Raw genomic sequence first — 14502 nt, forward strand, 5'->3', positions numbered from 1 at the left:
AATATACATGGAATGGTTTTTAGAAAATATACTTGAATGGATTGGTTATCTAGCTTCGTTTATTATTTTGATTTCGTTAGTTATGCGCTCAATTAAGCGCTTAAGAGTTATAAATTTATTTGGAGCGCTATTATTTGCAGTATATGGTTATTTTATCGGGGCACTACCTGTTATGTTAATGAATGGTGGGATTGTTCTGATAAATATTTATTACTTACATCAAATGTTAAAAACTAGGGAGTTTTTTGATCTTTTACCGATTAAAGGTGACGATTTATATGTTAAAGAGTTTTTATCTTATTATAAAAAAAACATATCAAACGCAAGTGAATTTAAGTTAGAATCACTCAAGCAAAACGCATTTGGATTTTTTATTTTAAGAAATATGATGCCAGCTGGGATTTTTGTCGTAGAACCTTTTGATAAAAACACTTTAGAAATTACACTTGATTTTGCAACCCCGATGTATCAAGATTTCAAAACAAGTGCCCATATTTTTAAAGAAGAAGTTAAACAGTTTAAAGATTTAGGATACAAAAAATTTATGACAATAACAAACGATCTTCATCATGAAAAATATTTACTTAAAATGGGGTTTACAAAAGATACATTAAATAACAAGCCCGTTTATACAAAAGCAATTTAAATGCGTTTAATCCACGCATTTTTTATTTACCTTAATTTGGCATTAATATATTATCTTCCCCCCTTGATATGATATAATTAATACACATTAACTCAATTGAGGTGACTATATGTTAAAACTTGTAAGTGTATCAAAATACTACCGTAGTCCAGAATCAGTCACACAAGCATTAAGACGTGTGTCTTTAAACATGAACATTGGTGAGTTTGTCGTTATTACTGGTGAGAGCGGTTCAGGGAAAAGTACCCTTTTAAATGTATTAAGTGGACTAGATTCTTATGAAGAAGGCGAATTATTTGTTAACAATGAAGAGACCAGTTATTACGCTAAAGAAGACTGGGAACGTTATAGAAGTCAATATATAGGATTTATTTTTCAAAATTATAATATTATAGATTCATATACGGTCTATCAAAACGTTGTCACAGCGCTTACCATTCAGGGTTATCCAAAAGAACAAAGAAAAGCAAGAGCGCTAGAACTTATTGACCGAGTTGGTTTAAGTGAACAAAAAAATCAAAAATCAAGTACCTTAAGTGGTGGGCAAAAACAACGCGTTAGTATTGCTAGAGCCCTTGCTAAAGATGCCCCAATTATTGTTGCAGATGAACCAACTGGAAACTTAGATAAAGATGCAGGACAAAATATTATTCAATTACTTAAAGAAATTAGTGCAGAAAAATTAGTAGTTATGGTTACACATAATTATGAAGAAGTTAAAGCATTTGCCACACGTAGAGTGCGTTTATTTGATGGAGAAATTGTTGAAGATAAAACATTGGTACAAGCTGAGGTTAAAACCATAGAAGCCCCTGCATTACATGAAGGCATGGCTTTAGGTGAAAAAATTGCCATGTCTATTAGAAATTTATTCTCCATGCCAAAACGATTTATTTTAACGTTAAGTATTAGTTTATTCATAGTTTTAGTGTTTTCATTTGTCTATGGGTCTTATGTAGAAAGTTCTAATGCAATGGACATCTCTTATTGGCATCCTTATTTTCAAAATAATGATAAATCTCGTATCATTGTTGTAAGACGCGATGGTGAACCATTTACTGAAACTGAATTAGAAACTTTAGCATCAATTAGTAACGTACGCTCAGTATTGCCATTTGATCCTTTACTAGACCTACAAATGGGTGTAGTAGGAAGAGGGTATTATAATATTTTACCTAGTACAAGTATTTCACAAAGCGATCTATCTAGTGGCCGCTTACCTCAAAATTATAATGAAATAGTTATTCCTAAAGACCGTGGAGATATCGGTGACATCTTCATGTTAAGTACAAGTCAAGAAATATGGATGTATGATGAATCAGTGACTAATGTTGGCGAAGCTTTTACGGTGGTTGGAATTAGTAGAGAACGCTACTCATACAACATATATTTACACGTTGATTTTTTCGATGATGCTTACTATCAATTTCAAGCAACGAAAAACCAACTAGATTTTTCACTTTATTATAATAACGATCTGTTTTTACAAAATAGTAATATTTTCGTTGTTATTGATGATTCTTTAGAAAATAATGACGTACTTATAAATAATGTATTATTTGAACAATTAAGAGATTTCGGATTTGGTCAAATGTTTCCTAATTTTAGTGTAGAAGATTTAGAAAACGAAGTATTCACTCTAAACTTTACTCATATCCTTTATGAAGGGTCATCTGAGATTCGTATAGTTGGTACTTATGGTGAAACAGGTGAACAACGTGGCTGGGAAAGTGGCATCACACTTAACCGAGAGACATTTGAAGCTTTATTTTCACTTGAATCTAGACAAATCACTTTGATAGTCCAAGATAATTTCGATGCAAACCGCGTATTAAACCAACTAGATAAACAAACCTATCACACAGTCTATCCAGCAGAATACGAAAGTCCAGGTATGTTTAACTTTGCGATATTTACCAGAATTATGTCTTTAATCTCAGTGGCGTTTTTATTAACAGTTATGTACTTTTTAACCTATCTATCCTTAAGAAACATCATGCGTGCAAGAAAAAAAGATTATGTTATTTATCGATCAATCGGTGCAACGCAAAAAGATTTAAATCAAATTACCATATTTGAACTCATATTCTTGTTTGTGGTTGCTTTTATAACGGTATATTCAGCCTTAGCAGTAAATGCTTATATGCAAACAATTATTCCAAACTATTTAAGATTCTATAGTATCGGTAATTATCTATTTGCGATTTTCTTACTCATTGGTTTAGCGATTGCCATTGGCTTAAGATTTAACCAAAGAATATTTAAAGACAGCGTCATAACAGCGCTAAGAGTAGAGTAGGTGAAGTCATGATAAAAATTAATAGTTTAAACAAGTTTTATAATCGCAATAAGAAAAATGAACTTCATGTATTAAATGATGTGTCACTTACCTTTGAAGATAAAGGACTCATTGTTTTACTTGGTCCATCAGGCTCAGGGAAAACAACGTTATTAAATGTAATAGGTGGGATGGATAATTTCCATAAAGGAAGCATTGCTTTTGAAGAACAAATTATTAGTAAATACTCATCAAAAGTATGGGATGATTTAAGAAACGAACATATTGGAATGATCTTTCAAAATTACTACTTACTCCCTCAACATAGTGTTTATGATAATATTGCACTTACCTTAAATATGATCGGAATTAGTGACCAAGAAGAAATTGACAAACGCATTATGTTTTTACTAAATGCAGTAAACATGGGGAACTATAAAAACCGTAAAGCGTCTCAACTCTCAGGTGGCCAACAACAACGTGTGGCGATTGCTAGAGCCCTTGCTAAAAATCCTAAACTCATTTTAGCTGATGAACCTACTGGAAATCTTGACTCTAAAAATACACTAGAAATCATGCGTATCATCAAACAAATCTCTAAAGAACAACTTGTCATTATGGTCACACATGAAAGAAAACTCGCGAACTTTTTTGCAGACCGTATTATAGAACTTGAAGACGGTAAAATTATTAACGATCACAAAAACACTTCTAACGGAACTCTTGATTATGCTCAAGAAACCGATATTTATTTAAAAGATTTAACCGAACACAAAACGTTAAGTGATGACGAAGTTAATATTGATTTTTACCAAGACACCAAACAAGAACAAGCATTTAACGCAAGATTAATTGTTAGAAATAAAACCTTATATATTGATTTAAACGGATTCGACATTAAAAAAGTTGTCGTGCTTGATGAAAAAAGCGAAGTTAATGTCATCGATGACACCAGAAAAGATTTAATTAGTGCCTCTGATGAAACCATCAAAGCATTTAATTATAAAGAAATCATAAAAGATGTGCCTAAATCTAAAAAAACATTTTTGTTCAACCCTAAACAAATCTTTATGCAAACCCTCTCTAAACTAGCAGAAGCTTCTCGTGGCTCAAAACTTTTATATGTTGGGTTTGCGATAGGGGCAATGGTAGTTGCTTATGCGGTATCTAGTGTATTTAATATCATTACAGTTCGAGATGAAGAGTTTTTAATGCATCCTAGAAATAGCATTGAAATCACCGATTCAAACACCAACTATGAAACCTTATTAACCCTTAATACCCACAGCTCTATTGAAGGAATTAACCTATACCAAAATAGCAATCAATCCACTCAAAATGTGAATATCACGACGCCATTTGTTTATTCAAACTGGGCACAATTCTTTTCATCTTCTGTACCTGTAACGTTTGCGCCAAACACTTTTTTAAGTCAAAGAGATATTAGATTTGGGCGTTTACCTGAAAACCCAAGAGAAGTTGTTGTTGATGAGGCTTGGGTAAGAAAAGTTATTTTTCAAAACTATGATTTTTCAGCCATTGATTTAAATGATTATGAAGAACTTTTATACTTATCATTGTTTATCACTACAGGCTTTAACGATCGAATCGAATTTGACATTGTCGGGATTTCAAGAACCGACACCCCAGTTGTTTATGCCTCTGAGGCGCTAATGAATCAAATTGCGTTTACTAGTTTTCATCCATTAGAACTCTTTCATGAAAGCGAAATTTCTATCGTTGCAGGTAGAACAATTGAAACCGATTATGAAGTATTAATGCCGGTTTATGAAGGATTTGATCCCAATACATTTACCCCACATACATTTGAGATGAATAACCGTGATTATTCAGTTGTAGGGGTTTATCAAGTTACAATCGATGAAACATTACTTGATACAGATCGTTTGATGATGAATCTAAGCACTTTAAAACAAGACTTCTACCATCAATCAACCTCAAATAGCCGAGCACGCATCATTTATTCAAGCAATGTAAGTGAAACCTTAGCTTATTTAAATTCTTTAGATATTGAAGGCGTGCATTTATATGCAGAAGCACGCAGTGAATATTTAGCAGTAGCATTATATCGCTCAATGGGAACCTTAATTTTTTCAGGGGTTTCCTTAATTGCAACGGCACTCAGTTTTTACTTTGTCATTCGTTCTTCTATGATTTCTCGTATCTATGAAATTGGGGTGTATCGTTCCCTTGGAACCAAACGTATTGATATCATCAAACGATTTATTTTAGAAAGTGCGATTATCACGACATTTAGTTCATTAATAGGCTTTATAGGGATGACTTATATCATTTATAGCACCCAAAAAGCCGCAGGCGATTTATTTAGGATCGGTCATGTAAGTCCTTTAAGCATTTTAGCAGGCATCGCGTTTATCTATTTTGTTAATATAGTCTCAGGTATTTTACCAGTTACAACTTTAATGAGAAAAACGCCAGCCCAAATTAACACCCAATACGATTTATAGAAAAAAGCACGCAATGCGTGCTTTTTTATAATTTATCCATTTCTAAAACATATGACGCTATATCAAATTTACGTTTTAATCCGTTACTATTCATATAACGCAGTTTGCCAAATACAGCATTGGTTTGCCACGCTCTATCATGCTTACCAAAACACCAAGCAACCCCGGCATAGCTATTAGGGTCTCTTCCATCTATAAAATAAGCATTATTTAAAGATAATATCGTTTCATAGGCGGTTTTATAATCAGGACTCCACTCAATAATCTTTTTGCCCCAATACATGCGCATATAGTTATGCATAAAACCGGTTTTAACCATTTCTTTCATGGCCGCATTAAAATAAACATCATGGGTTTTAAACTGAATATAATCATCTTTTGTATAAAGGTATTCGCGTTTATCTTCTATATGAATTTTCATCGTTTCATAAGCCCACGCATCTGTCATGGTTTCAAATTGGTCATAACCATCACAATAATAAACATAATTATAAGCAAGTTCTCTACGGACTAAGAGTTGTTCTAAATAGTTTTCAACCGCAACTGGAAACTGATCAAGCTTAGCATGGACGCTTAAGTAAACCTCAACCGTGCTAATTTGGCCAAAATGTAAGTAGGGACTTAAAGTACTCGTATAGTTTTTACTAGGGTCATTACTTTCAGGATAATGGTTTAGTGCGTTTTCTATAAAATGGTTTAGTCGATTAAGCGCTTCACCGTAGCCGCCTTTAAAATAGGGACTTTTCTTAATAGTGTCATCACATTTAAGCAAAGTTAATGTAGCTTCAATGGGTTGTTCAAATAACGATGAAGAAAATTCACCCGCATGAAGAACACGTTCGATAGGGCATTCATCCAAATAATCATCGACAACTTTAAGTAATTTTCCTCTAATGGTTCTTGCACCGTATTCACATTTTTGACTAGTCTTTTCAACAGGAACAATCAAATCTGCATCCACCATAACAGTATATAACTTTAGTGCTTTAGCAACACGCATCACTTCACTTTTTAATGTTCTAAGGGGTGCTAAATAACTTTTATCTAAAATAAATGCGCATGCTTCTTTCATCAAAGGCGTTAACACATCCTCAAACGCACCCATCTCCATGACAAAATCAATGTTTAAAGCGTTCATCTTTGGGACTAATGCATAAAGGCCTTCTAACATAAAAGTATAATGACGAAGATTCGCCTCTTTAAAAGAAGGCGTTAATACAAATACTACTTTTAAGGGTTTATGGATAGTGTTCGCAATTTTTATGGCTTCACTTAACGCATAATTATAGTCTATTCTTTGCGATTGTTGCATCCAATATAAAACGTAATCTTTTTCCTTGTTAATTTTAAAATCTGCAGAAACCATAAGACGGTCATAATGCATAAAATCACCCTTTCATGTATAATATTATTAAGAGGTGGTACGATGATTGCACATCTATTTATTAAAAATTTTAAAGCCTTCAAAAAAACAAGCATTGTTTTAGGGGAACACACCTTACTTATTGGGACACATAATAGTGGTAAAACTACCGTGTTAGAAGTACTAGATGCGTTTTTTAATCACCGTTTAGATAAAGATCAGATTCGTAATAAATCACTGGATGTTGTTATTGAGTGTTTAATTGACGATGAACGATATAGAAAAACATTTTCACCACCACACTATACATTTAACGCTGATTTGTCTATTGGAGATTTTACACAGATTAAAGCATTAAAATATATTTACTTACCCCAACAAGCAAAAGCATTTGAAGCAACGATGAATGATTTTTATAACTTAACCTTAGCTATCCCAAAAACAAAAGAAATCGATGACTTTATTAAAAACTACCCACTCTTTTATAATAAAATACACCCAGTATTTCAAAAAGAAATCCAATACTTTAACTTAAGATTAAAAGAACCACTCAGCCACCAACAGATTAAACATTATCAAACAGCCTTACTGAGTGATGCAGATAAAACGCATTTAATTATAGGGATAGATTCAGTAGAACGCAACCTAGATAGTGACGCATGGCTTTCCTTAATTGAAGGCTGTTCACAAAGTATTATTACTACGAAACAGAAACAACTTGTCGATAAATACCCACACACCATAACCCCGTTATTTAAAACAACCGTTAAAAAAGAAGTAGATACTTATACCAAAACAGTCGGAAAGAAATTTCAAAAAACCTTTATGCTAGTAGAAGGTAAATACGATGTCCCTTGGTTTGAAAAAGCCTTACGCTTACTAGGTAAAGCAAATGATTACCGAATCTTACCTTGCGGTGGATTTGGGAACATACAGTTTGTTAGAGCACAACTTCATAAAGCAGGCTTCAAAACCATTACCATAACCGATGGAGACATTTTTTCAGGTGGGTATCAATTATCCAAAAGTATTATCGAACTTTATGCCGATAAAGACTACGTCAATCAGCGTTTTAATACCAATTTTAAAGAAATGCCAAGTGATAAACATGAATTGTTTAATCAAATCAAACAAAAAGATGATGTGGTTAAAAAAGTATTATCTTCTTGGGCAATCACACGGCTTGAATTAAATCATGCATTTGTTAAAGAAATCGATGAAATGATTACCGATTATGAACGAAAACACTAGTTTGGTTTAAAAACACCTAAAAATCTAGTATAATATCATTATATCACCGTAGGAGGGAACCCAATGAAATTTTATATTAAACCCAATCATTTTGCACAATATCGTAGTTTTAAGATTCGTGATGAATCACAAGGGGAGCTTTTCAAGATAAAAGGAAAGTTTTTCTTAGGACTACGCAGATTAACCATTAAGGATATGAACGGAGAAATGTTATATACGGTAAAAAGAATTTGTACGTTAAATTTTTATAGAACGTATATTGTTAAAAATGAACTAAATGAAGAGGTTGCACGTATATCACGCACTTTTGCTAGAAACAAGCCACTTTATATGGTTACCATGAAAGATTATATTATCCATTTTGAAGGGGACATTCATTCACATTCTTTTTCTCTTCATGATGAAAAAGAAAAATTAGTTGAAATTAAAAAAGGTGAGTTTCCATTTGGTGAAGCATTTGAGATTAATGTAACCACAGAAAGAAAAACATTACTACATCTATTTTTAGTTGTAGCGATTGATCAAATGAATCATGAGCGAAAAAAATATAAATCAGCAGCCTAATTGTGATATTTGTAACACCCCATGTACCATCCTCATTGATCATCAACTAAAAATTTCTAAACAAAGTGTTACTTATGCAGTGTGTCCTAATTGTGGTTTTACTAAAAAAACAACAGCCTTTTTCGCTAATGCGATAGAAGAAAAACGTCAGTATGATTTCCATGAAAATTCTTTAGATAATTTAGGCTATGTAAACTATTTAAAAGCATTCATTAACGAAGCGGTCACACCATTTATTCAAAAAGGATCCGCATTAGATTTTGGAGCAGGTCCTGGACCTGTTCTTAGTTATTTATTAAAGGATTTAGGGTTTGAAGTTTCCCTATATGATCCTTTTTACCACCCCGATAAAACCGTATTAAATAACCATTATGACTTAATCACATCAACCGAAGTATTTGAACATTTTTATAACCCACTTGAATCGATAAAAGAAGTGGTGGATTGTTTAAAACCAAATGGGTTATTAGTGGTTATGACAAGTTTTAAAACCATGGATGATGAAACATTTAAAACCTGGTGGTATAGGCGAGATATCACGCATGTAAGCTTTTATACTGAAGAAGCATTTGAAATTATTGCATCAAAATTTAACTTAAGAAAAATCTATACTAATCATGTCAATATTATTGTATTTAGAAAAGAGGATTGATCATGAAAATTTATGTTAATGATACAGATTATCAACACTTTTTACATCAAGCACTTAAAGACAAAATTACACTAGTTCAAAATAAGCATGATGCAGAATATATCATATCAGGCTCTTTTAAAGAAGACGATTATAATCCACAATTAAAAGGGGTTATCATCCCTTATACCGGTCATGATAGAATTGATTTAAACACACTTAAAAATCATGATGTTAAGTTATTTAACACCACAGTCCATTCTAAATTTGTGGCTGAAAAAGCCGTGACTTTAATGTTTACTTTACTAGGTAATATGATTCATTATCATAACGAACTTAAAAAAGGTTCTTGGAATAAACGAAACACAAAAGAACGCGTCCCTTGGGTGAGTGTCTTTGATTTAAATATCGGTATTTATGGCTACGGACGCATTGGCCAGTGGATCCATGATATGTTAAAACCATTTAATACGAATATCGTTGTGATTGACCGTAAAAAAGACTATCCAAAAGACGTTTTATTAGTCGATAGCCTTGAGGCTTTGGTTGAGTCAAGTGATGTTATTTTTATTGCAGCCCCACTTAATAAGTACACTGAAGGCGCATTTAATAGAGATATTTTAAACCGTATGCAAGACAAATATTTAATCAATGTTGGACGCGGTAAAATTATTCATGAAGACGCTTTATTTGATAGCTTAAACCATGGAAATTTGAAAGGGTTTGCGAGTGATGTATGGTGGGTGTATCCAAGTAAAGAAGAAAATACGCTACCATCTAATTACCCAATTCACAGCTTTGATAATGTGGTTATGAGTCCACATTGTGGAGGGTTTTCAACCACAAGTAGAAAAACCATGATGAAAGACGTATTAAAAACCATAGAAATGCTACTTGAAGAAAACTTCAGCCGAGCATTAAATATTGACACGCTTAATTAGGAGGCTGATCTCATGAAAACTCGATACGACGAACGTAATATTATCTTTTCTCGTGTGAAGTTAGAAAAAAACACAGAAGCTTATGATACCTATTACAAAAACCATCCAGAAATTAAAGAAAAAGATGATAGTTTAAGAGGATTTAATATCCGCACAAAACTAAGAGAAAGCGAAGCATATAAAGCGCTCTTTTTCCCGTTGACATCGAGTAATAAAGCCCTACTTAAACATTTACACACCGTTGTTGATGAGACCCCACTTTCAAACCGCGTAATCCCACCTAAAGATTTTCATAAAAATATTAAAGAAATCACTAAGCATTACGGAGCTTATGATGTTGGCATTGTAAAACTTAATGAGGACCATTATTATAGTCATAGTGGCGGATTAAGCACAAGTATTGGTATTGATAACTATGGAGAAAAAATTAAACCAACGTATACCCATGCCATTGTTTACATTATTCCAATGGATTTAGAATTTATAAACCGTGCCCCAAACTATGAAGAGATGATTGAAACCGAAAATGTGTACTTAAATATCGCTTTTACAGGAAGTCGTTTAGCACTCTATCTTAAAGGATTAGGATACAAAACAACTTTTCAAAGTGAAGCGTTTTATTTAACCCCACTTGTCCCGTTAGCATTTGATGCAGGACTTGGTGAAATAGGTATGACGAATCACTTAGTTCATCCTGAACTCGGTGACCGATTTAGAATTGGTGCTGTTTTAACCACCTTACAACTAGAAGCTGATACACCGATAGAATTTGGATTAGAAGATTTTTGTAAACGATGTGCCTTATGCGTGATGAACTGTCCATCTAAATCAATTACACCATTTCCTAGAATGGTTAACGGTAGAAAATTTTATAAATTTGATGATCAAAGTTGTTTCAATTTATGGAAAAATACAGGCACCGATTGTGGCACGTGTATTCAAAGTTGTCCTTTCACACAAGGCATCGACTTAAAAACGGTTTTATGGATGAAAAATGATTCAGAAAAAATCGATCAGGTACTAAAAGATCACCTAAAAAAACATACACGTAGAAGATATACCAAAGACCCTTTAGATATTGTAAACATTGAAGGAGGAAAAAATCATGACATTGACAATTGATATCCATGGCATGGTTGAATTTGATGCAATCAAAACACTCGAAAAGTTTATTGCAAACGCCCCGAAAAACTGTACTGAAATTATTGTGATTCACGGGTATACCCAAGGATCTATATTAAAAGATATGGTACGTAATCCCAATAAATTAAGAAGTCGCCGAATCAAAAAAAGAAAACTTACAATGAATCAAGGCGAAACCATTTTAGAACTTTATGTCTAGAAGTGTTTTAATGAAACTTGTTGTCGCAGTGAGTTTTGCGATCATGACGGGTTTTGTGATTCTTGGGATTTATGTAGAACAATGGGGTGCAACACTAATTATTGGCGCCGTTATTTTTGTAGGGGTTAGCTTAGTTTTCATGCAACTTATCTATGCCTATTATTTATTTAATATGGAAAAAACACGTCGCCAACACGAAATGAAAAAGTGCCCTCATTGTGAGGCGGCTATATATCATTCAGATTCAGTCTGCCCCTATTGTAAAAAGCCAATCGTTTAACTTTTAACACAATCAAAAAAATCCGTACAAATACGGATTTTTTTTGTTATAATAAACATGAGCGTAAAAAAGTAAGCGTTTTTATTTTGAAAAAAGAGGTGAACTATGTACGAAATTGTAGAGAAAAAAGTACTGAATAAAGACATTGATTTAATGTCTATCAAAGCCCCTTTAGTGGCGCGTAATGCAAAACCAGGTCATTTTATTATTTTAAGAGTTGATAAAGATGGTGAACGCATTCCACTAACGATTGCCGATATTGATGGAGATAATGTTATTATCATTTATCAAAAACTAGGGTATTCAACGGCACAACTTGGTTTAAAAGAAGCTAAAGATACCATTGAAGACTTTGTGGGTCCTTTAGGTAAGGCGGCTCATATTCGTGATGTAAAACACGTTATTGGTGTTGCGGGTGGGGTTGGAAGTGCACCACTTTTACCGCAACTAAAAGCGTATAAAGAAGCAGGAATTAAAGTTGAACTGATTTTAGGTGCCCGTTCAAAAGATTATTTAATTTTAAAAGAAGAATATGCATCATTTTGTGACTTGATTACCATCACAACTGATGATGGAAGTGAAGGGACAAAAGGATTAGTAACCCATGCACTTGAAGCCCGTTTAAAAGAAGCGCCTTCAATTGATCACGTCATCGCTATTGGTCCAGTAATTATGATGAAATATGTTGCATTAATGGCTAAACAATATGAAAAAAGCATTGATGTATCATTAAATCCAATCATGATTGATGGAACAGGTATGTGCGGAAATTGCCGTGTCAGTATAGGGGGAAAAACGTTCTTTGCATGTATTGATGGGCCTGATTTTCCAGGCGAAGAAGTAGATTTTGATGAACTTATGGCGAGACAAAACTACTATAAAGATGAAGAACACCTTTGTAATATAGGATTAAAGAAATGAAACATCAACAGCCTAGATTAAAAATGCGTGAACAAGATGCTTGTTTGCGTCAAGAAAATTTTTTAGAAGTTGCACTAGGATACTCGCTTGAAGAAGCTCGCCAAGAAGCCATGCGTTGTATCGATTGTAAAAATCCTCGTTGTGTAGCGGCATGTCCAGTAAAAGTTAAAATTCCTGAGTTTATAAAATATTTATTAGAAGATGCTTTAGATCAAGCTTTTGAAACCATTTATGAAGATAACATCTTACCTTCTATATGTGGCCGTGTTTGTCCACAGGAGAGTCAATGTGAGGGTGCGTGTATATTGGCCATTAAAGGTGAAAGTGTCTCAATTGGTGCTTTAGAACGCTTTGTAGGTGATTATGGCATGGAACACAGCCTTGCTAAAAAACCTGTTGAAGAAAGTAATGGAAGAAAAATAGCAGTTGTAGGTTCAGGACCAGCAGGGCTTGCGAATGCTGCTAGTCTACGAAAAAAAGGGTATGAAGTGACCATTTATGAAGCCTTACATGATTTTGGTGGGGTGTTAAAGTATGGTATTCCTGATTTCCGTTTACCAAAAGATATTGTAACCAATGAAATTAATAACCTAAAAGATTTAGGGGTCAAATTTGTTAAAAATGCCGTCATTGGAAAAAGCATTACCATTGATCAATTATTTCAATCAGGTTATGAAGCGATTTTCATTGGAAGTGGTGCAGGCTTACCGAGTGCACTGGGTGTACCAGGTGAGAATTTAAACGGTGTTTATTATGCAAATGAGTTTTTAACACGCGTTAATTTAATGAAGTCACGTGTTAACAACCTCACTAAAACACCAATGAAATTAGGCGACAATATCGCCGTTGTTGGTGGTGGAAATGTGGCAATGGATGCTGCACGTACTGCAAAAAGACTTGGGGCAAAAAATGTGTTTATTTTATATAGAAGAGATAAAGATAGCTTACCTGCAAGATTAGAAGAAATCCATCATGCTGAAGAAGAAGGTATAGACTTTAGATTACTCACTAACCCAGTAGAAATCATTGGTGAAGATAGAGTTGTAAAACAAGTTCGATGTGAAATCATGAAACTCGGTGAACCAGATACCTCTGGAAGAAGACGCCCATTACCAACAGGCGAATATATAACCTATCACATTGACAACATCATCATCTCTATTGGGCAAAAACCGAATCCGATTTTAAAAGAAAATACCATCGGACTAGATACGCAACCTTGGGGTGGTATTTTAACCAATCAATATCAAATGACAAGTATTCCTGGTGTGTTTGCTGGTGGCGATGTTGTTACAGGTGCTGCAACAGTTATTTTAGCAATGGGTGCAGGAAAAGATGCTGCACACCACATGCATGAGTACCTTTTAACTAAACACAATTAAAAAAAAGGGCTTAAAGGCAACTTTAAGCCCTTTTTATATTGACAATCTGTGATTTTATTGATAAACTTTGATAATAAGATATTTTGATAATCAAAATAAAAATAATGGAGGAAAATATGAGTAAAATTGGATTAGTTGTTTGCGGAAACTCTGGTATTGACTATTTTAAACATGATTACGACATTCGCGTAATTCGCTCTATGTTACTATTTGGTGAGGAAGAGTATACTGACTTTGTTGATATTAAAGCAGAAGAGTTTTACAAAATGTTAGTTGACAAACCTGAACTTCATCCATCAACAGCACAAACTGCAACAGGGGTTATTTTAGAAACTTACGAAGAACTTAAAAAAGATGGTTTTGATGAAATTTTAGTTATAACATTATCTGCAAAATTAAGTGGGACTTATGAGG

Annotated in this window: 14 protein-coding genes; 13 read left to right on the forward strand and 1 reads right to left on the reverse strand. The window is 33.6% G+C overall.

Going from position 1 to position 14502, the window contains the following annotated elements:
* From ACHAJD_RS08690 to ACHAJD_RS08700, 3 genes are all read left to right on the forward strand, one after another.
* Positions 1 to 646, forward strand: a 646-nt coding sequence (locus tag ACHAJD_RS08690) for a hypothetical protein (RefSeq protein WP_435585475.1), incomplete at its 5' end; no start/stop codon positions are given.
* 109 nt (positions 647 to 755) lie between these two features.
* The gene (locus tag ACHAJD_RS08695; protein ID WP_435585476.1) at positions 756 to 2945 is read left to right on the forward strand and encodes an ABC transporter ATP-binding protein/permease; all 2190 of its coding nucleotides are present in this window, start codon (positions 756 to 758) and stop codon (positions 2943 to 2945) included.
* Positions 2946 to 2953: 8 nt separating this feature from the next.
* Positions 2954 to 5413, forward strand: a complete 2460-nt coding sequence (locus tag ACHAJD_RS08700) for an ABC transporter ATP-binding protein/permease (RefSeq protein ID WP_435585477.1) — start codon at positions 2954 to 2956, stop codon at positions 5411 to 5413.
* 25 nt (positions 5414 to 5438) lie between these two features.
* Here the strand turns inward: ACHAJD_RS08700 and ACHAJD_RS08705 are convergent, their stop codons facing one another.
* Positions 5439 to 6797 carry a deoxyribodipyrimidine photo-lyase gene (locus ACHAJD_RS08705; RefSeq protein ID WP_435585478.1) on the reverse strand — a complete coding sequence of 453 codons (1359 nt, stop codon included), beginning with the start codon at positions 6795 to 6797 and terminating at the stop codon, positions 5439 to 5441.
* Positions 6798 to 6839: 42 nt separating this feature from the next.
* Between ACHAJD_RS08705 and ACHAJD_RS08710 the strand changes: the two genes are divergently transcribed.
* The 10 genes from ACHAJD_RS08710 to ACHAJD_RS08755 all read left to right on the forward strand — a co-directional run.
* Complete coding sequence (locus ACHAJD_RS08710; protein WP_435585479.1) at positions 6840 to 8027, forward strand: AAA family ATPase; 1188 nt, start codon at positions 6840 to 6842, stop codon at positions 8025 to 8027.
* A gap of 63 nt (positions 8028 to 8090) precedes the next feature.
* Positions 8091 to 8591 carry an LURP-one-related/scramblase family protein gene (locus ACHAJD_RS08715; protein ID WP_435585480.1) on the forward strand — a complete coding sequence of 167 codons (501 nt, stop codon included), beginning with the start codon at positions 8091 to 8093 and terminating at the stop codon, positions 8589 to 8591.
* Positions 8560 to 9243: a class I SAM-dependent methyltransferase gene (locus ACHAJD_RS08720; protein ID WP_435585481.1), complete on the forward strand. Its 684-nt coding sequence runs from the start codon at positions 8560 to 8562 to the stop codon at positions 9241 to 9243. The genes ACHAJD_RS08715 and ACHAJD_RS08720 overlap by 32 nt, the downstream gene beginning before the upstream one ends.
* A gap of 2 nt (positions 9244 to 9245) precedes the next feature.
* Positions 9246 to 10163, forward strand: a complete 918-nt coding sequence (locus ACHAJD_RS08725) for an NAD(P)-dependent oxidoreductase (RefSeq protein ID WP_435585482.1) — start codon at positions 9246 to 9248, stop codon at positions 10161 to 10163.
* Between the two features lie 12 nt (positions 10164 to 10175).
* A complete protein-coding gene (locus tag ACHAJD_RS08730) occupies positions 10176 to 11285 on the forward strand; it encodes a 4Fe-4S dicluster domain-containing protein (protein ID WP_435585483.1) in 1110 nt (369 codons plus the stop codon).
* Positions 11269 to 11505, forward strand: a complete 237-nt coding sequence (locus ACHAJD_RS08735; RefSeq protein WP_435585484.1) for a Smr/MutS family protein — start codon at positions 11269 to 11271, stop codon at positions 11503 to 11505. The genes ACHAJD_RS08730 and ACHAJD_RS08735 overlap by 17 nt, the downstream gene beginning before the upstream one ends.
* Before the next feature lie 10 nt (positions 11506 to 11515).
* Positions 11516 to 11785, forward strand: a complete 270-nt coding sequence (locus ACHAJD_RS08740) for a hypothetical protein (RefSeq protein ID WP_435585485.1) — start codon at positions 11516 to 11518, stop codon at positions 11783 to 11785.
* A 105-nt stretch (positions 11786 to 11890) separates the two neighbouring features.
* The gene (locus tag ACHAJD_RS08745; RefSeq protein WP_435585486.1) at positions 11891 to 12706 is read left to right on the forward strand and encodes a sulfide/dihydroorotate dehydrogenase-like FAD/NAD-binding protein; all 816 of its coding nucleotides are present in this window, start codon (positions 11891 to 11893) and stop codon (positions 12704 to 12706) included.
* Positions 12703 to 14088 (forward strand): NADPH-dependent glutamate synthase, encoded by a 1386-nt coding sequence (gene gltA, locus ACHAJD_RS08750; protein WP_435585487.1) that lies wholly within the window; start codon positions 12703 to 12705, stop codon positions 14086 to 14088. Before ACHAJD_RS08745 ends, gltA begins: the two co-directional genes overlap by 4 nt.
* Before the next feature lie 116 nt (positions 14089 to 14204).
* A partial coding sequence (locus ACHAJD_RS08755; RefSeq protein ID WP_435585488.1) for a DegV family protein occupies positions 14205 to 14502 on the forward strand: 298 nt, incomplete at its 3' end.

The sequence above is a fragment of the Liberiplasma polymorphum genome, assembly GCF_043951795.1.
In the GTDB taxonomy this organism is placed as follows: domain Bacteria; phylum Bacillota_I; class Bacilli_A; order Izemoplasmatales; family Izemoplasmataceae; genus Liberiplasma; species Liberiplasma polymorphum.

Excerpts from the sequence above, each read along its gene's own strand:
- ACHAJD_RS08700 (WP_435585477.1), top strand. The coding sequence starts at position 2,954 with ATGATAAAAATTAATAGTTTAAACAAGTTTTATAATCGCAATAAGAAA.
- gltA (WP_435585487.1), top strand. The coding sequence starts at position 12,703 with ATGAAACATCAACAGCCTAGATTAAAAATGCGTGAACAAGATGCTTGT.
- ACHAJD_RS08730 (WP_435585483.1), top strand. The coding sequence starts at position 10,176 with ATGAAAACTCGATACGACGAACGTAATATTATCTTTTCTCGTGTGAAG.
- ACHAJD_RS08735 (WP_435585484.1), top strand. The coding sequence starts at position 11,269 with ATGACATTGACAATTGATATCCATGGCATGGTTGAATTTGATGCAATC.
- ACHAJD_RS08725 (WP_435585482.1), top strand. The coding sequence starts at position 9,246 with ATGAAAATTTATGTTAATGATACAGATTATCAACACTTTTTACATCAA.
- ACHAJD_RS08745 (WP_435585486.1), top strand. The coding sequence starts at position 11,891 with ATGTACGAAATTGTAGAGAAAAAAGTACTGAATAAAGACATTGATTTA.
- ACHAJD_RS08740 (WP_435585485.1), top strand. The coding sequence starts at position 11,516 with ATGAAACTTGTTGTCGCAGTGAGTTTTGCGATCATGACGGGTTTTGTG.
- ACHAJD_RS08720 (WP_435585481.1), top strand. The coding sequence starts at position 8,560 with ATGAGCGAAAAAAATATAAATCAGCAGCCTAATTGTGATATTTGTAAC.
- ACHAJD_RS08710 (WP_435585479.1), top strand. The coding sequence starts at position 6,840 with ATGATTGCACATCTATTTATTAAAAATTTTAAAGCCTTCAAAAAAACA.
- ACHAJD_RS08705 (WP_435585478.1), bottom strand. The coding sequence starts at position 6,797 with ATGCATTATGACCGTCTTATGGTTTCTGCAGATTTTAAAATTAACAAG.
- ACHAJD_RS08695 (WP_435585476.1), top strand. The coding sequence starts at position 756 with ATGTTAAAACTTGTAAGTGTATCAAAATACTACCGTAGTCCAGAATCA.
- ACHAJD_RS08715 (WP_435585480.1), top strand. The coding sequence starts at position 8,091 with ATGAAATTTTATATTAAACCCAATCATTTTGCACAATATCGTAGTTTT.